The following is a 16,243-nucleotide window of genomic DNA, read 5'->3' as shown; positions in this document are numbered from 1 at the left end:
GGGCGGTACGGACACGTGCTGCGATACCCCGCTAACGTTCAGGCATGGCCGGCTTCGACTGGATCAGCCTCACGACGGACTACGGGCTCTCCGACGGGTTCGTCGCCTCCTGCCACGGGGTGGTCGCCCGCCTCGCCCCGCGGGTACGGGTCATCGACGTCACGCACGGGGTGGCGCCGGGTGACGTGCCGCGCGGGGCGGCCGTACTGGCGCAGACCGTCCCGCACCTGCCGCCCGCGGTACACGTGGCGGTGGTGGATCCGGGTGTGGGCACGGCCCGGCGCGGTGTCGCGGCGCGCACGCCCGGCGGCGTCCTGGTCGGTCCGGACAACGGCCTGCTGCCCTGGGCGGCGGACGCGCTCGGCGGCATCGAGGAGCTGGTGGAGCTGGCCAACCCGGAGTGGTTCCTGGCCGACGTCTCGCGCACCTTCCACGGGCGAGACGTCTTCACGCCGGTCGCCGCGCGGCTCGCGCTCGGCGCCGACCTCGCCGACGCCGGACCGGCCACCGCGCCGGCGACGCTGTTTCGCCTGCCGGAGCCGGTCGTCGCGGTCGGCGACGGGTGGCTGGAGGCCGAGGTGCTGACCATCGACCGGTTCGGCAACGTGCAGCTCGCGGCCGGCGGCGACGCCCTGGACGGGCTCGGGCGGCACCTGCGGGTCGGCGGGGTGCGCGCGGTGCGGGGGACCACGTTCGGCGAGGCGGCGCCGGGTGGGCTGGTGGTCTATGTGGACTCCGCCGGTCGCGCGGCGGTCGCGGTCAACGGTGGCCGGGCCGCCGTCGTGCTCTCGGTGACACCGGGAGACGTGGTACGGCTCGTCGCCGCCTGAGCGCCCGGTCAGCCGATGCGGTGGTGCACCCAGACGTTCGGCTCGACGTAGACGGCGACGCCCTGGTCGACGTCGCAGTGCACGGGGTTGAGCGCGGTCGCCACGTGCACCGGCCCGCTCTTGTCGAACGGCAGGCCGGTCCACTCCCGCCACCGCGCCACCTGGGCCGGGATGACCATGCTGGTGTGCGCGACGTTGACGATCTTTCCGCCGGCCCGCACGTGCACCCGTAGCCACGGGTCGTAGGGGAGCCCGTCGTCGCGGGTCCAGGTGACGTACTCCTCGATCGGCACGTCGGGGTGCTCGTGCTTGCCGCTCGGCCGCACCGGCGCGACCAGGTCGGTGAAGCCGAGCCGTGCGACGTTGGCCCGCATGGCCGCCAGCATGCGGCCGGAGAGCCCGCCCCGGCGCAGGTCGGGGCGGACGAAGATCTCGATCGCGGAGACGATCGTGGGCGTGTTGCCGCTCAGCCGGTCGTACGCCGACGTGCGGATCGCCCAGTCCCAGCCGCCGTCGGGCATGCCGTCGGCCGGGTCCTCCTCCCACGAGAGCGGCACCGAGTGCGCCTTGGCCACCGGCTGCCCGGTCGCGGAGTCGACGGCGATCAGCACGTACTCCGGGTAGGCGCTCAGGTGGTAGCCGAAGTAGAGCGGGCTGGTCGGGTCGTTGGACATGAACTCCGGCCAGAACCCGGAGAGCTGGCCGAGCATCTGCCCCCACTCCGGACGGGCGGCCACGGTCGCGATCTCGATGCCGTTCATGTCCACGCCGTCATGGTAAGGAGGGACCCGCCTCGCGGGCCCCTCCTTTTTCGACGGGCATCAGTGGACGCGTTTCGACGGGTGTCCGCCGGCGCGTTTCGACGGACGTCGCGCCGGCCGGGCGGATGGTCGAGCGGGTGCCGCCCTCGGCCGGGATGTTCGAGGCGGTCGACGCGGAGACCTGCGTCTTCCGGACCGGCTCGGACACCCCCGAGACGCTCGCGGTGTGGCTGGGCATGCTGGGCGCCGACTTCGAGGTCACCGAGCCGCCCGAGCTGGTCGCGCACCTGCGCGCGCTGGCCGGTCGTTACCAGCGCGCGACGCCCGGTACGGGAGGATAGAGGGCGTGCCCGAGGGTGACACCGTCTGGAACACGGCCCGCGCGCTGCACCGCGCCCTGGCCGGCGGGCGGCTCACCGCGACCGACTTCCGGGTGCCCCAGCTCGCCGCCGCCGACCTCACCGGCTGGACCGTGCTGGAGTCGGCCAGCCGCGGCAAGCACCTGCTGCTGCGCCTGCGCGCCCCCGACGTCGCCATCCGGCCGGCGAGCGGGGCCGGCCGCGATCCGGAGGGCGAGCGGCGCCTGACGCTCCACTCGCACCTGCGGATGGACGGCGCCTGGCGGGCGTACTCGCCGGGCGAGCGGTGGGCGGCCCGCCCCGCGCACCTGATCCGCGCGGTGCTGCGCACGGCCGACGCGGTCGCGGTCGGCTACCACCTGCACGACCTGGCGCTGATCCCCAGCGAAGAGGAGAAGGGCCTGGTGGGGCACCTCGGCCCGGACCTGCTCGGCGCCGACTGGGACCCGGCCGAGGCGGTGCGGCGGCTGGCCGCGCACCCGGACACCGCGATCGCCGAAGCCCTGCTCGACCAGCGCAACCTCGCCGGCATCGGCAACCTGTACAAGTGCGAGGTGCTCTTCCTGCGCGGCGTCGACCCGTGGACGCCGGTGCGGGACGTGCCCGACCTGCCGGCGATGGTCGCGCTCGCGCACAAGCTCCTGGTCGCCAACCGGGGGCGGTGGACCCAGTCGACGACCGGCTCGCTGCGCCGGACCGAGACCACCTACGTGTACGGCCGGCGCGCGCAGCCCTGCCGCCGCTGCGGCACCGCGATCCGCAAGCTGGAGCAGGACGTGCGGGTCACGTACTGGTGCCCGGCCTGTCAGTCCTGATCCTCACCCACCTGGGCGATGAGGTTGGCGGCGGTGGGTAGGTCGTGGGGTAGGGGGATGAGTCGGGCGTTGCGCAGGCCGGCGCGGCGCAGGGGGCCGCGGGCGCTGGTCCGCACCAGGGCCAGTACCCGATGGGGTGAGGTGCGGGTGATGGGTGCTTCGGCGGCGAAGACCGTCGGTGTACGGGCGCCGGCCTCCAGTAGCAGGGTCAGTGCCTCCCATTCGCTACCTGCCCCGGGGGCGTCGACGGCGATGACGGCCAGCCCGTGGGGGAGGGTTTGGGGGTAGAGGTCGAAGAGGCGGTCGCGCAGGTAGTCGGCGGTGGCGTAGCTGGTGCAGAGGATGACCCGGACGGGGGCCAGCCGTACGCTTGCCCAGCCTTGCAGCAGGGCGCGCACCGTCTGGGCCGGTGGCCCGTTCGGGGTCAGCGGTTGGTAGAGGGTGTGTACGTCGGCCAGGACCTCCCGGACCCCGTACCCGGCCTGGGCCCGCTCCCGTCCCAGCCGGGCGAACGCCGGTGTGGCCGCTCGGCCGGCGACCAACGCCCGGGCGACCGCGTCCACGCCCGGCGCCCACCAGTCCCGCGGCTCCCAGCCTTGTTCGGCGGCACCGGCCCGCCAGGCGTCACGCAGCGCCTCGGCGTCGGTCCGGTACCGGTACGCCGTCCGGGCTCGACGCTCCGCGGCCGTCGCGGAGAGCCACCGGTCGCCGTCCATTGTCATGCACCCGCTCCCACCTTCGGTGCGAAGCCCGTGGCGGTTCGGGCTTCGTCACCACCACGACAGAGCGACCCACAGGTTATGACTCTGGTTTTCGCGAGAGGATTTACCGGGACAACCTGGACACGGGCGTGACAACGCTCCGAGTCCGGCGTTTGATCCTTTGGTCCCCCGACCGTTGAGGTCCTCCCCCGACCCGTGGCAGGCCGATGACAGACGAATACACCCCTCCGCCCGCTGAGCCATCCGCCGGCTCCGCGGCCCCCGCCGATCGCTCCGCCGAACCCAGCGACGCGGAACTGATCGCCGCCGTCCGCGGCGGTGACCCGGAGCCCTTCGCGCTGCTCTACCGCCGGCACGTCGAGTCCGCCCGGCGGATGACCCGCACGCTGGCGCGCGATCCGGCGGACGTGGAGGATCTGGTAGCCGAGGCGTTCGCCAAGCTGCTCGCGACGCTGGAGTCGGGCGGCGGGCCGGACTCCGCGTTCCGGCCCTACCTGCTCACGACCATCCGGCGGCTCTTCTACGACCGGATCCGCAAGGCCCGTCGCGAGGCGGTGACCGACGACCCCGAGGCGCACGACCCCGGCGTGCCCTTCGTGGACACAGCGGTCCAGGGGATGGAGTACGCCTTCGTCGCGCGCGCCTTCGCCCGCCTGCCCGAGCACTGGCAGGCCGTGCTGTGGCACACCGTCGTGGAAGGGGAGAACCCGGCCGACGTCGCGCCACGGATGGGGCTCACGCCCAACGGGGTGGCCGCGATGGCGTACCGGGCACGCGAACGGCTGCGCCAGCACTACCTGCAGGAGCACATCGCCGCCGACCCGGGCGAGGAGTGCCGGTGGGCGATCGAACGGCTCGGCGCGCACGTCCGCAAGGGACTGTCCCGGCGGGACGGTCGCCGGGTGGAGGACCACCTGGACGAGTGCCGCCGCTGCCACCTGCTCTTCGTCGAGCTCGCCGAGGACTCGGCGCGGATGCGTGGCGTGCTGGCGGTCGCGCTGCTGGGCGGCTCGGCGGCCGCGTACGTGGCCGGCTCCGGCGCCAGCGCCGGCTCGAGCCTCATCTCGCGGCTGGCCCGGCGGCGCTCGGTGCAGGCCGCGGCCGCGGGCGTGGTGGTGGTCGCCCTCGGGCTGGCCGCGTTCGCGATGGTGCGGACCGGAGAGTCGACGACCGTGGCCGAGCCTCCTCCGGCCGGTCCCGGGGCACCCCCGCCGCCCGTACCCTCCACGGCGGTGCCGCCCTCCGCGCCACCGTCCACCGTGGTACCGCCGCCGGGATCGACGCCCTCGCCCGCGGTGCCGCCGGGCGGGCCTTCGCCGCTGTCCGCGCCGCCGTCCTCGCCCGCGCCGGCCGTGGTGCCGATGGAGGCGCGGCTGGAGCCGGTCGGCACGCTGGTGCGGGGACGGCCGGGCGTGCTCGCGCTCACCGTCGTCCACCCTGGACAGCCAGGCGGCTCCGGCGGCGGCGGCCCGGTCCCCGCCTCCGCGCCATCTACTGTGGACACCGGGCCGCTCGCCGCGCAGGTGACCCTCCCTCGTGGAGTGACGCTGCGCGCCGGTCCGGCCGGTGACGGCTGGACCTGCACCGCCGCCCGCTGCACCCGGCGCGGGCTGGGGGTGGGCGGCACCACGCGGGCGTACCTGCCGGTGACGGTCTCCGACTCGGCCGGCACCGAGGTGCCCCGGGTGCGGCTCACCGCGCCCCGCGCCCGCACGCTGGCGGTCGCCGCCCCGGTCGGGGTACGCCCCAGCGGCCTCCCCGCGGTCTTCGCCGGCACCGCGCCGGCCACGCTCGCGGTCGGCGGCAACTCGCTGCTCTCCTGCGGCGGCATCTCGCTCACCTGCGGGAAGGCGCGGTCGGGCGAGCGGAAGGCGGACAACGGCGACTACTACATGACCCGGTACACCGAGGCCCAAGCGCCGGCCGGGCTGCCGTACGGCTCGGCGGTGAGCGGGGCCACGATCCCGGTACGCGGCAAGGTCCTCTGGGCCGGCCTCTACTGGTCCGGCACCGGCCCCCGCCCGAACGAGCCGGCCGCGCGGCTGCGGGTGCCCGGCGCCGACCGGTACGTGACCGTGGCGGCCAGCCGCGTCGACAGCGCGTCGGGCGCCGACTTCGGCTCCGTGTACCAGGCGTCGGCCGACGTCACCTCCCTGGTGCGGGGCAGCCGTGGCGGCACCTGGTGGGTGGCGGTGGACCGGGACGCGTTCAAGGGCGGCTTCAACGCGTACGGCGGCTGGGCGCTGCTCGTGGTCGTCGACGCGGGCGGTCCACAGCGGACGGTGGCGGTCTTCGACGGCTTCACGCCGCTGGCGCGCGGCGCGTCGTACTCGTCTCCACTGTGGGGAGTGCCCGGCCCGGCGAGCGTGGGGCTGGTCGCCTGGGAGGGCGACCGTACCCTCGCCGGCGAGCGCCTCACGGTCGGCGGCGCGGCGGTCGGCGGGGGCAACGTGGTGGGCGGCTGGTCGGGCGGCACGCCGACGGGCTGGCACACGCTGGGCACCGACGCGCGCGTACTGCCGGCCCGACCCCGCACCGCCACCCTCACCGCCTCGTCCACCACGGACGCATGGCTTCTCGGCCCGGTGGCGGTGGTCTCCGGCTGACGGCCCGTGATCGAAGCTCCCTTGAAGTCGCTAGAACGACGTCAAGGGAGCTTCGATCACGGCGGGACCGGTGGGGCGCGCTAGCTGAAGGACTCCGGGCCGAAGCGGCCCCACACCACCACCGCGGCGAGCGCGAGCAGCACCAGGTTCAGGGCGACCTGCGGGACCTCTTTGCGCCGCGCGTGCACGACCACCGCGCCGACCATGACGATCACCAGGCCGAGCGCGGCGAGCGGCACGAGCACCGGCGCGATGTCGAGGAGGGCCGGCAGGATCAGCCCGACCGCGGCCAGGACCTCCAGCCCGGCGACCAGCTTGATCGTGCCGGCGGAGAAGTCGTCGGTCCACCCCATGCCGGACGCGGCCAGCTTTTCCTTCGGCTGGGCCAACTTGAGGACGCCGGCTCCGAGAAAGAGCGCGGCGAGCAGGCCGGCGATGATCCACAACACGACGTTCACGGAGTCCTCCTGCCGATCACTTCAAGCTTTAACCAAAAGCTAGCGTTGATCACTTAACGGCGCAAGTGAAGATATGATCCCGGCATGGGGACCGAGGCGGAGCCGCGGTGGCTGGACGCCGACGAGCGGGAGACCTGGCTAGCCTTGCTGAGCCTGCTCATCCGGCTGCCCGCCGCGCTCGACCGGCAGCTCCAGCGGGACGCCGCGATCAGCCACTTCGAGTACCAGGTGCTCGCCGGCCTCTCCATGTCGCCGGAGCGGACGCTGCGGATGAGCGACCTGGCCGCGTTCGCCGACGCCTCGCTCCCCCGCCTCTCCCAGGTGGTCGCCCGCCTCGAACGGCGCGGCTGGATCCGGCGCACCCCCGACCCCGACGACGGCCGCTACACGCTCGCGATCCTCACCGAGGAGGGCTGGGCCAAGGTGGTGGCGACCGCGCCCGGACACGTCGAGGAGGTCCGCCGCCTCGTCTTCGACCCGATGACCAAGGCCCAGCAGCGGCAGCTCGGCACCATCGGCCGGCGCATCATGGCAGCCGTCGACCCCGGCGGCACCTGCCCCACCCGTTGAAAGACCCACGATCCCCCGGCTCGCGGCCCGGCTCTGCCAGGGCCCGATTCAAGAGACTTTGGGCTACCGCGACGCCCGTCCCGGTCCAGGCCGTTGCTCCCGCGGCCTCACCCTCCGCGCCTGGTCACGGGTAACCCTCCCGCCTCCGGCAGGAGCGCTCCGGACACGAGGACGGAACGGGTACCGCGTGTGGGGGCGCTCTCAAGCTGCCCCGTTTGCGCGTGCGGCTCAAGAGCTCCACGCACGCCTCGGGCCCCGCGATGAAGCCCAGCGCTCGATCAGCGGGCTCATGCGGTGATCGTGGTATTCCAGTGCCCCCTGCGGGGCACCTAAGTACCACGATCTCGACGAATGGCCTGGATCCGGTCATCGTCCGCGCGGACCGCGGGCCGGAGCGGAAATGATGGGAACCGCGGTGGGTGAGGCCGCGGGAACGCAGCCCAAGAAGACGCTCCACGTTTCCCCAGGGGCCCCGCGCAACGGTCTGGACTATCGCCGGCATCGCGGTAGCTCAATGCTCTATGCGGTCTGTGGCGGCGTGCGGAGCTGGTCGGGGATGCGCATCGGCTCGGTCAGGTCGCGTAGCTCGGCCAGGCCGGCGGCGACGCCGCGCAGCATGTCGCTCGCGTCGGTCAGGCGGGACACGGCCGGGTGCTCGGTCGCCGCGCGGCCGTCTTCGGCGACGTAGCTGGCTGCGGCCGCGACCAGGCGTTCGTAGGCCACGACGCCGCCCTCCAGCTGCTGGAGCAGCGTCCGCCGGGCCTCCTCCAGCGCGGGCCGGGAGTCGTCGGGCGCGAAGCGCAGCGCCTTTTCGACGCTCGCCACCCGCTGGGCAAGGTCGCGCAGCGACTGCTCGGCCACCGCGGCCTCCAGCACCGCCGGCTCGCCGGGGCCGGTCAGGCGGCCGGCCAGGCCGGAGAGGGTCAGCGACGCGCGGTCGAGCCGGATCCAGGGGCCGGCCGCCGCCGAGCCGCGGAGGGCGAAGCGGGCCTGCTGGCGGCGAACCTCGTCGAGGGCGGTCCGGCCCACGGGCAGCCGCTGGACGGCGGCGACCAGCTTGGCGCGGGCCTGCTCGCCGGCCGTGGCGGGGTCGAGCGGTGGCGGTGCGGGCTGCGCGGCCAGCCCGCGGAAGTCGACCCAGCGCCACGCAGCCAGCGCGATCGAGCCGCCCGCCGCGGCGGCCCAGGCCGCGTCGGGCAGGCCCAGGCCGGCGTAGGGGGTGAGCACCGCCGCGGCGCCGCCCAGGCCCGCGGCCAGGACGCTCCACCGCCGCGCGGAACGGCGCAGCCTGCGCAGCCGCCGGAAGTGGCGGGCCCGGGGATCTTTCACCAGAGGCTCCCGCTAGCCGGCCGCGCTGGCGTCGCCGGTGCTCTTTTCCTTGTTGGCGAGGCTGGCCCGGATCTGGTCGAGGCGGGCGACCCCGGCCGAGTCGGCGGCGCTGGCCGGCTCGACGGCGGGTGTGGCCGGCTTGGACGCCAGCTGATCACCGGCCATGCTGGCCCGGATCTGCTCCAGCCGTGACGAGCCGGCGAGGTCCAACGTGGACTTCTGGATCTCGAGCATGCGCCCCTCGACCGAGTTGCCGGCGAGCTCGGCGCGCCCCATCGCGTTCGCATACCGCCGCTCGATCTTTTCCCGCACCTCGTCGAGCGAGGGCGTGTTGCCCGGCGCGGCGAGCGCGGACATCGACTCCAGCGAGCGGGCCACGGTCTCCTGCATCTTGGCCTGCTCCAGCTGGCTGAGCAGCTTGGTGCGCTCGGCGAGCTTTTGCTGGAGGATCATCTGGTTGTTTTCCACCGCCTGGCGGGCCTGGCCGGCGGCGCCGAGCGCCTGGTCGTGCAGCGTCTTGAGGTCTTCCATCGACTGCTCGGCGGCGACCAGCTGGGTGGCGAGCGTCTGCGCGGTCTGCTCGTATCGACCCGCCTCGGCCTCGTCACCGCCCGCCCGCGCCTTGTCGCCGAGCACCAGCGCCTGGCGGGCCATCGACTGCAGCTTTTCCACCTCGGCCATCTGGCGGGAGAGCTTCATCTCCAGCTGCCGCTGGTTGCCGATCACGGCGGCGGCCTGCTGGACGAGCGCCTGGTGCTGTCGCTGCGCGTCTTCGATCGCCTGCTGGATCTGCACCTTGGGATCGGCGTACTCGTCGATCTTGGCGCCGAACAACGCCATAAAGTAGCGCCAGCCCTTGACGAACGGGTTCGCCATCTCCGCGGTATCCCCTCAGTGTCAGCACTCCGGTCGGGCCGCCACCGCACGGGCGGCAGGCCCCCGCGGTCCGGCAGAGTTCCATACTCCCAGCCCGGCGCCAACCCGTCATGCGACCTCAGGGGGATATCCGGGTATGTGCCGACGCGACTGGGTGGATGCCGGGTCCGCGCGTCAACCCTACGCGCGTCAAGCGACGCAGACTACATCCCGGTCGCGCGGGGTGGGACGCACGGTGCGCGTGGTGCGCAGGACCGCGCTGAGCGGCGTGTCCTGGCGGATGGAGACCGAGACCGCCCCGTCGGTGATCTTGCCACCGGCGACCTTGCTGGGCCGGGCCACGTGGTGCACGGCCGCCTCGGGCTGGCTCGGGGTCTCGTCGCCGGCACCCGCCGTGGCCGGCACCGGGGCCGGGGTGGGCGCGGGCCTGGTCGCCGGTGCCGCGGCCGGCGGCGTGTCGCGGCCGTCGCGGTCGCCACCCTGCGCCGGAACGAGCACGTGCTCCATCTGCTCGGCCAGCGCCATCTCGTCGCTGACCTCGCGCAACAGCTCGCTGAGCTGGGCGCCGAGCGCCTCGCAGATCGAGGCCAGCAGCTCGCTGGACGCCTCCTTTTGCCCGCGCTCGATCTCGGACAGGTAACCGAGGCTCACGTTGGCGGCGGTGGAGACCTCGCGCAGGGTGCGGTGCTGCCCCTGCCGGCGCGCGCGTAGTGCGTCGCCGATCACACGGCGTAGCAGGATCATCGCACCTCCCCTGGAAACGCTGCCCGCAACGTTACCCGCTTCCAGGCCCGGCGACAGCTTCCCACTTGCGGCGGGCCGCCGGCCGCGCCTGTCCCCGCACCAACCGGAGAAGCCGACAAAAGATTCCTCAGAGGTACTCCGTGAGCAGGCGGAGCGCCTCGGTGACGCTCGCCGAGCGGATCGCCTGGCGGCCGCCGCCCAGGGAGAGTTCGCGCACGGCTGAACCGTTTGGCCCGGCCACCGCCACGTAGACGAGGCCGACCGGCTGGCCATCCTGCGGCTCGGGACCGGCCACACCCGTAGTGGAGAGCCCCCAGTCGGCTCCGCACCGGGCACGGCCCCCCTCGGCCAGCGCGACCGCCACCTCGGGGTCGACCGCGCCGCGCGCGTCGAGCAGGTCCCGCGGCACCCCGGCCAGGGTCGCCTTGAGCTCGGTCGCGTACACCACCAGGCCGCCCCGGAAGACCGCGCTCGCCCCGGCCACCTCGACGATGGTGGCCGCGATCAGCCCGCCGGTGAGCGACTCGACGGTGGCGAGCGTCTCCTTCCGCTCCACGAGGGCGTGCACCACTCCGGCGGCCACCGACGGGATCGCGGCGGGGTTTACCGGATCAGGCACGCGCCGCCGCCCGCATGCGCAGGGCCCGGAACGTGTAGTCGATGCCGGTGGCGGCGGTGGTCACTACCGCGGCCGCCATGATCCACGGGCCGACGTCGGAGAGCGGCTCGGGGAACGGCCACAGGTACCAGCCGATCGCCAGGATCTGCAGCGTCGTCTTGATCTTGCCGCCGCGGCTGGCCGCGATCACGCCGTACCGGATCACCCAGAAGCGCAGCAGCGTCACGCCCACCTCGCGCACCAGGATCACCACCGTCACCCACCACGGCAGCCGGTCGTACCAGGACAGCAGCACCAGCGCCGCGCCGGTGAGCGCCTTGTCGGCGATCGGATCGGCGACCTTGCCGAACGCGGTGACCAGCCCGTACCGCCGGGCGATCCAGCCGTCGACGAAGTCGGTGAGCGAGGCCACCCCGAACGTGAGGCAGGCCGCGATCCGCCAGTCGCGCCCGGTCATGTCGGAGGCGATGACCATCGCCACGAACGCCGGCACCATGACCAGCCGCAGCGCGGTGATCGCGTTCGCCGCGTTGACCAGCGGCACCGGTGGAGGCAACGGTGCCGCGCGCAGACCGGAGTCGGTCATCGCGCCGCCGCGGAGAGCATCTCGCTGGGCACCGCCACCAGGTCGACGCCCTCGGTCGCGGTGACCGTCGCCCGGACCAGGTCGCCCGGGAGCAGCGCGGCCAGGTCGACCCCGGCGTCGCCGGCGACCAGCGTCACCGAACCGTCGACCTCGGGCGCCTGGTGGGCGGCGCGCCCCTCGACGGTGCCGTCGTCGACGGTGTCGACCAGCACCTCGACGACCGAGCCGAGCCGCTCGGCGGCACGCTGGGCGCACAGCTCCTCGGCGAGGGAGAGCAGCTTGTCGTACCGCCGCTTGATGGTCGCCCGACCGACCTTGCCGGTCATCGCGGCGGCCTCGGTGCCGTCTTCGTCGCTGTAGTCGAAGACGCCGATGGCGTCGAGCCGCGCGTCGGCGAGGAAGCGCACCAGCTCGTCCACATCGGACCGGGTCTCGCCCGGGAAGCCCACGATGAAGTTGCTCCGCGCGCCCGCCTCCGGCTCCAGCGCCCGCACCGACTCCAGCAGCTCGAGGAAGCGCCCGGTCGAGCCGAACCGCCGCATCCGCCGCAGCACCGGCTCGCTGGAGTGCTGGAAGGACAGGTCGAAGTACGGCGCGACGCCGGGCGTGGTGGCGAGCACCTCGACCAGGCCGGGGCGGGTCTCCGCGGGCTGCAGGTAGCTGGCCCGCACCCGCACGATCCCGTCGATCGCGGCGAGCTGGGGCAGGAGCCTCTCCAGCAGGCGGGGGTCGCCGAGATCCTTGCCGTACGACGTGGAGTTTTCGCTCACCAGCACCAGCTCGCGCACCCCGGTCTTGGCCAGCCACTCGGCCTCGGCGAGCAGCTCGTCGGGCGTACGCGAGACGAAGGCGCCGCGGAATGCCGGGATCGCGCAGAACGCGCACCTGCGGTCGCATCCGCTGGCCAGCTTGAGCGAGGCGACCGGCCCGTCCTGGAGGCGGCGCCGGCGCAGGTGTTTCGGCAGGTGGCCGGGGACCACGACCGTGCTGTCCCGGCGGGCGACCGGGGTGAGCGGCAGCAGCTCGCGGCGGTCGCGCGGGGTGTGCGCGTCGAGCCGCTCGCCGGACAGCACCGCGTCGAGGCGGGCGGCGATCTGCGGGTAGTCGTCGAAGCCGAGCACCGCGTGCGCCTCGGGGAGGCTCTGGGCGAGCTCCCGCCCGTACCGCTCGGCCATGCACCCGGCGGCGACCACCTTGGCCCCGGTGTCGGCGGCGGCCATCAGCGTCTGGATCGAGTCCTGCTTGGCCTTGTCGACGAAGCCGCAGGTGTTGACCAGCACCACGTCGGCCCGCTCGCCGTCGGTGGTGACCTCCCACCCCTCGGCGTGCAGGCGGCCCGCCAGCTCCTCCGAGTCGACCTCGTTACGGGCGCAGCCCAACGTCAGCAGGGCTACGCGACGGGTTTCGGCGGAGGAGGGAGACACCACCCGAGGGTACCGGTCCCGGCTGCGGAAGCGCCCGAGGCGTCCGTACCCGAAGTGCGAGACGATACCGCCCATGCGAGATCAGGGCGGTGCCATGCGAGATCACGAGCGGACCAGCAACTGGGCCGGCAACGTCACGTTCACCGCGGCACGCCTGCACCGCCCCTCGACCGTGGCGGAGCTCCAGGCGCTCGTCGCCGGTGCGGAGCGGATCCACGCGCTCGGCACCGGCCACTCGTTCAGCCGGGTCGCCGACTCCCCCGGCGACCTCGTCACCGTGGCCGGGCTGCCGCCGGTGATGGACATCGACAGCGCGGCCGGCACGGTCACCGTCTCGGCCGGCCTGCGGTACGGCGAGCTCGCCCCCTACCTCGACGGCAAGGGGTACGCGCTGCACAACCTCGGCTCGCTGCCGCACCTGTCGGTGGCCGGGGCCTGCGCGACCGGTACGCACGGCTCCGGGGTGCGCAACGGCGGCCTCGCCACTGCCGTCTCCGCGATCGAGCTGGTCACCGCCGGCGGCGAGCTGATCCAGCTCACCCGGGCCGATGGCGACCTCTTCGACGCGGCGGTGGTGGGGCTCGGCGCGTTCGGCGTGGCCACCCGGCTCACGCTCGACATCCTGCCCGCGTTCGAGGTCGAGCAGTACGTCTACGACGACCTGCCGTTCGACGCGCTCCGCGGGCACTTCACCGAGGTGATGGCCGCGGCCTACAGCGTGAGCGCGTTCACCCGCTGGGCCGGCCCGACGCTGCGCAACGTGTGGGTGAAGCGCCGGGTCGACGAGCCCCTTCCGCCACCGGTCGAGTGGCTGGGGGCGGTACGGGCGGACGGGCCCCGCCACCCCGTGCCCGGCATGCCGGCGGAGAACTGCACCGAGCAGCTCGGCGTACCCGGCCCGTGGCACGCGCGGCTGCCGCACTTCCGGCTGGAGTTCACCCCGAGCAGCGGCGAGGAGCTGCAGACCGAGTACTTCGTGGCGCGCGCGGACGCGGTCGCCGCGCTGGAGGCGCTGGACACGGTGCGTGACCGGATCGCCCCGGTACTCCAGATCTGCGAGATCCGCACGATCGCGGCGGACCGGCTGTGGCTCAGCCCCGCGTACGGGCGGGACAGCGTCGCCTTCCACTTCACGTGGATCAAGGACGCGGCGGCGGTCGCCCCGGCGGTGGCCGCGATCGAGGAGCGGCTGGCACCGTTCGGCGCCCGGCCGCACTGGGGGAAGGTCTTCGCGATGGCGCCCGAGGTGGTCGCGGAGCGTTACCCGAGGCTCCGCGACGCCGCCGCTCTCGCCCGCGCCCACGACCCGCGCGGCGCCTTCCGCAACGAGATGCTCGACCGCTACCTCGGCTGATCAGCCGGGGTCCCGCGAGCCCCGGAAGTGTGCGAAGATACGTCGTGCTCACCCAGCGTGACCAGAGGTCCGCGGGGCCCGCGGCGGCGCTTGCCGACCCGCGGGCGGCCGGTCACGCCGCGAGGGTGGCGATCGCGCTGTGACCGAGTTCATGGTCCGCCTCGCCCAGTCCGGCCACCGGCTGGCCCGTCACCTCGACCTGGTGCCGCTGCTGCACGAGGCGGCGGCGCTGCTGCGCGAGCTGACCGGCGCCGACGACACGCTGGAGCCGGGTGACTGGCTGCCGGGGTGGGAGGAGGTCTGCCGCGGCGCGCCGTACGTGCTGGTCGACGGCGAGCGCCGGCTCGTCTGCGTCCCGGTGATGCGCGACGGCGAGCCCTGCGCCCTGCTCTACACGGCCCGCTCGCTCTCCGGCCCGGCGACCGGCGACGCGCTCGACATCATCGCGGTCTTCGCCAACTACGTCGCGGCCGCGATCACCAACGCCGACCTGTACCGCGCGCTCGGCCAGAGCGAGGCCTCGCTGCGCCTGGTCACCGACTCGATCAGCGACCTGGTGGCGATGGTCGGCGCGGACGGGCGCTTCGCGTACGCCTCCCCCTCGCACAGTCGGGAGCTGGCCCGCGAGCCGGACCGGCTGGTCGGGCGGCGGGTCACCGACTTCGTGCACCCGGACGACCGCGACCGGCTGGAGAGCGCGCTCAAGGGCGCCGCCTCCGGCGACAAGGTGGAGTACCGGCTGCGTACCGGCTCCGGCCGCTGGACCTGGGTGGAGAGCGCGCTGCGCCCCGCCCCCTCGGCCGGCGGCACGGTGGTGCTCTCCTCCCGCGTGGTCGACGACCGCAAGCGGCTCGAAGACGAGCTGCGGCTGCGGGCCACCCACGACCCGCTGACCGGCCTGGCCAACCGCACGCTGGTGGCGCAGCGGCTCGCCGAGGCGCTGGCCGACCCGCGCGGCGCCGACCACGTGGGGGTGCTCTTCTGCGACCTCGACCGGTTCAAGGCGGTCAACGACCGGCTCGGCCACGAGGCCGGCGACGACCTGCTCAAGCAGGTGGCCGCGCGGCTGCGGCAGAGCCTGCGCCCGGGCGACCTGCTCGGCCGGTTCGGCGGCGACGAGTTCGTGGTTGTGCTCGACGCCGTACGCGACCTGGCCCACGTCGCGCAGATCGGCCGGCGGGTGGCCCGCGCGCTGGACGACACGTTCCAGCTGCACGACGAGCCGGTGCGCATCTCGGCGAGCGTCGGCGGGGTGCTCGGCGTGCGCCGCGGTACCACGGCGTCGGCGATGCTGCGCGACGCGGACGCCGCCATGTACGCGGCGAAGGAGCGCGGCCTCGGCCTGATCGAGGTCTTCGACGACGACGCGTCGAGCCGCTCGCTGGACCGGCTCGGGCTCCGCTCCGACCTGCTCGGCGCGCTCGAAGGCGACCAGTTCGCGGTCCACTACCAGCCGATCTGCGACCTGGGCAGCGGGCAGGTGGTGGCGTTCGAGGCGCTGCTGCGGTGGACCCACCCGCGGCGCGGCCCGGTGCCGCCCGACGTCTTCATCCCGCTCGCCGAGGAGACCGGCGCGATCGTCCCCATCGGACACTGGGTGCTCGAGCGGTCCTGCCGCGAGCTGGCCCGCTGGGGCACCGGCGGCGGACGGCGGGTGCGGGTCAACGTCAACCTCTCCCCGGTACAGCTGCAGCAGCCGGACCTCGCCCACGAGCTGCTCGACATCGTGCGACGCTCCGGTGTGGACCCCGGCGACGTGTGCCTGGAGGTGACCGAGCACAGCTACCTGCGCGACGACGTCACCGAGAGCGCGGCGGTGCTCCGCTCGGCCGGGCTGCACTTCGCGCTCGACGACTTCGGCACGTCGTACTCCAGCCTCAACTACCTCAAGTGGTTTCCGATCGACCTGCTCAAGGTCGACCGCTCGTTCGTGGGTGGGGTGGCCGCCAACGACACCGACCGGGGCATCGTGCGGGCGGTGCTCGCCATCGCCGACTCGCTCCGGCTCGGCGTGATCGCCGAAGGGGTGGAGACCGAGGAGCAGCGCTCGGCCCTGCGCGGCCTGGGCTGCGCCTGGGGCCAGGGCAACCTGCTCTCCGCGCCGCTCACCCCGGACGCCGCCCTCGACCTGCTGGCCGGCCGCCACTCGGTCCCCGCCTCCTAGCTGGTCTGTGATCGAAGCTCCCTTCA

At 74.0% G+C, this 16,243-nt stretch carries 16 protein-coding genes; 7 read left to right on the top strand and 9 right to left on the bottom strand.

Going from position 1 to position 16,243, the window contains the following annotated elements; translation table 11 throughout:
* Nucleotides 1-44 precede the first annotated feature (44 nt).
* Nucleotides 45-830, top strand: a complete 786-nt coding sequence (locus RB614_RS22965) for an SAM hydrolase/SAM-dependent halogenase family protein (RefSeq protein ID WP_308714651.1) — start codon at nucleotides 45-47, stop codon at nucleotides 828-830.
* Between the two features lie 8 nt (nucleotides 831-838).
* On the opposite strand, the gene RB614_RS22960 is transcribed toward RB614_RS22965, so the two are convergent.
* Entirely contained in the window at nucleotides 839-1,591 is a 753-nt protein-coding gene (locus RB614_RS22960; protein WP_308714669.1) for an N-acetyltransferase, read from the bottom strand.
* A gap of 59 nt (nucleotides 1,592-1,650) precedes the next feature.
* On the opposite strand from RB614_RS22960, the gene RB614_RS22955 reads away from it, so the two are divergent.
* Both RB614_RS22955 and RB614_RS22950 read left to right on the top strand, forming a co-directional pair.
* The gene (locus RB614_RS22955; protein ID WP_308714668.1) at nucleotides 1,651-1,932 is read left to right on the top strand and encodes a WYL domain-containing protein; all 282 of its coding nucleotides are present in this window, start codon (nucleotides 1,651-1,653) and stop codon (nucleotides 1,930-1,932) included.
* Between the two features lie 5 nt (nucleotides 1,933-1,937).
* Nucleotides 1,938-2,765: a DNA-formamidopyrimidine glycosylase family protein gene (locus RB614_RS22950; RefSeq protein WP_308714650.1), complete on the top strand. Its 828-nt coding sequence runs from the start codon at nucleotides 1,938-1,940 to the stop codon at nucleotides 2,763-2,765.
* On the opposite strand, the gene RB614_RS22945 is transcribed toward RB614_RS22950, so the two are convergent.
* Nucleotides 2,756-3,487 (bottom strand): hypothetical protein, encoded by a 732-nt coding sequence (locus RB614_RS22945; RefSeq protein ID WP_308714649.1) that lies wholly within the window; start codon nucleotides 3,485-3,487, stop codon nucleotides 2,756-2,758. The two genes, RB614_RS22950 and RB614_RS22945, sit on opposite strands and share 10 nt — an antisense overlap.
* Nucleotides 3,488-3,693: 206 nt before the next feature.
* Here RB614_RS22945 and RB614_RS22940 point away from each other — a divergent pair, with 206 nt between their 5' ends.
* Nucleotides 3,694-6,093 carry a sigma-70 family RNA polymerase sigma factor gene (locus tag RB614_RS22940; protein ID WP_308714648.1) on the top strand — a complete coding sequence of 800 codons (2,400 nt, stop codon included), beginning with the start codon at nucleotides 3,694-3,696 and terminating at the stop codon, nucleotides 6,091-6,093.
* A gap of 80 nt (nucleotides 6,094-6,173) precedes the next feature.
* Here the strand turns inward: RB614_RS22940 and RB614_RS22935 are convergent, their stop codons facing one another.
* Nucleotides 6,174-6,551 (bottom strand): DoxX family protein, encoded by a 378-nt coding sequence (locus tag RB614_RS22935; protein ID WP_308714647.1) that lies wholly within the window; start codon nucleotides 6,549-6,551, stop codon nucleotides 6,174-6,176.
* An 84-nt stretch (nucleotides 6,552-6,635) separates the two neighbouring features.
* Here RB614_RS22935 and RB614_RS22930 point away from each other — a divergent pair, with 84 nt between their 5' ends.
* On the top strand, nucleotides 6,636-7,121 hold the full coding sequence (locus RB614_RS22930) for a MarR family winged helix-turn-helix transcriptional regulator (protein ID WP_308714646.1): 486 nt from the start codon (nucleotides 6,636-6,638) through the stop codon (nucleotides 7,119-7,121).
* 519 nt (nucleotides 7,122-7,640) lie between these two features.
* On the opposite strand, the gene pspM is transcribed toward RB614_RS22930, so the two are convergent.
* The 6 genes from pspM to rimO form a co-directional block, all read right to left on the bottom strand.
* Nucleotides 7,641-8,450 (bottom strand): phage shock envelope stress response protein PspM, encoded by an 810-nt coding sequence (pspM, locus tag RB614_RS22925; protein ID WP_308714645.1) that lies wholly within the window; start codon nucleotides 8,448-8,450, stop codon nucleotides 7,641-7,643.
* Nucleotides 8,451-8,462: 12 nt separating this feature from the next.
* On the bottom strand, nucleotides 8,463-9,326 hold the full coding sequence (locus tag RB614_RS22920) for a PspA/IM30 family protein (RefSeq protein WP_308714644.1): 864 nt from the start codon (nucleotides 9,324-9,326) through the stop codon (nucleotides 8,463-8,465).
* Nucleotides 9,327-9,515: 189 nt separating this feature from the next.
* Complete coding sequence (locus RB614_RS22915; RefSeq protein WP_308714643.1) at nucleotides 9,516-10,070, bottom strand: helix-turn-helix domain-containing protein; 555 nt, start codon at nucleotides 10,068-10,070, stop codon at nucleotides 9,516-9,518.
* A gap of 127 nt (nucleotides 10,071-10,197) precedes the next feature.
* Complete coding sequence (locus tag RB614_RS22910; protein WP_308714642.1) at nucleotides 10,198-10,689, bottom strand: CinA family protein; 492 nt, start codon at nucleotides 10,687-10,689, stop codon at nucleotides 10,198-10,200.
* A complete protein-coding gene (pgsA, locus tag RB614_RS22905; protein ID WP_308714641.1) occupies nucleotides 10,682-11,275 on the bottom strand; it encodes a CDP-diacylglycerol--glycerol-3-phosphate 3-phosphatidyltransferase in 594 nt (197 codons plus the stop codon). Before pgsA ends, RB614_RS22910 begins: the two co-directional genes overlap by 8 nt.
* Entirely contained in the window at nucleotides 11,272-12,699 is a 1,428-nt protein-coding gene (gene rimO, locus RB614_RS22900; RefSeq protein WP_428983091.1) for a 30S ribosomal protein S12 methylthiotransferase RimO, read from the bottom strand. The genes pgsA and rimO overlap by 4 nt, the downstream gene beginning before the upstream one ends.
* A gap of 94 nt (nucleotides 12,700-12,793) precedes the next feature.
* On the opposite strand from rimO, the gene RB614_RS22895 reads away from it, so the two are divergent.
* Complete coding sequence (locus tag RB614_RS22895) at nucleotides 12,794-14,053, top strand: D-arabinono-1,4-lactone oxidase (protein WP_308714640.1); 1,260 nt, start codon at nucleotides 12,794-12,796, stop codon at nucleotides 14,051-14,053.
* 139 nt (nucleotides 14,054-14,192) lie between these two features.
* Nucleotides 14,193-16,217 carry a putative bifunctional diguanylate cyclase/phosphodiesterase gene (locus tag RB614_RS22890; protein ID WP_308714639.1) on the top strand — a complete coding sequence of 675 codons (2,025 nt, stop codon included), beginning with the start codon at nucleotides 14,193-14,195 and terminating at the stop codon, nucleotides 16,215-16,217.
* The last annotated feature ends 26 nt before the right edge of the window (nucleotides 16,218-16,243 follow it).

The organism is Phytohabitans maris, assembly GCF_031085175.1.
In the GTDB taxonomy this organism is placed as follows: domain Bacteria; phylum Actinomycetota; class Actinomycetes; order Mycobacteriales; family Micromonosporaceae; genus Phytohabitans; species Phytohabitans maris.
The sequence above is the reverse complement of the archived record's forward strand: the minus strand, read 5'-3'. Positions and strand labels throughout refer to the sequence as shown.

Excerpts from the sequence above, each read along its gene's own strand:
- RB614_RS22965 (WP_308714651.1), top strand. The coding sequence starts at position 45 with ATGGCCGGCTTCGACTGGATCAGCCTCACGACGGACTACGGGCTCTCC.
- RB614_RS22960 (WP_308714669.1), bottom strand. The coding sequence starts at position 1,591 with ATGAACGGCATCGAGATCGCGACCGTGGCCGCCCGTCCGGAGTGGGGG.
- RB614_RS22945 (WP_308714649.1), bottom strand. The coding sequence starts at position 3,487 with ATGACAATGGACGGCGACCGGTGGCTCTCCGCGACGGCCGCGGAGCGT.
- RB614_RS22940 (WP_308714648.1), top strand. The coding sequence starts at position 3,694 with ATGACAGACGAATACACCCCTCCGCCCGCTGAGCCATCCGCCGGCTCC.
- RB614_RS22930 (WP_308714646.1), top strand. The coding sequence starts at position 6,636 with ATGGGGACCGAGGCGGAGCCGCGGTGGCTGGACGCCGACGAGCGGGAG.
- RB614_RS22920 (WP_308714644.1), bottom strand. The coding sequence starts at position 9,326 with ATGGCGAACCCGTTCGTCAAGGGCTGGCGCTACTTTATGGCGTTGTTC.
- RB614_RS22915 (WP_308714643.1), bottom strand. The coding sequence starts at position 10,070 with ATGATCCTGCTACGCCGTGTGATCGGCGACGCACTACGCGCGCGCCGG.
- pgsA (WP_308714641.1), bottom strand. The coding sequence starts at position 11,275 with ATGACCGACTCCGGTCTGCGCGCGGCACCGTTGCCTCCACCGGTGCCG.
- RB614_RS22895 (WP_308714640.1), top strand. The coding sequence starts at position 12,794 with ATGCGAGATCACGAGCGGACCAGCAACTGGGCCGGCAACGTCACGTTC.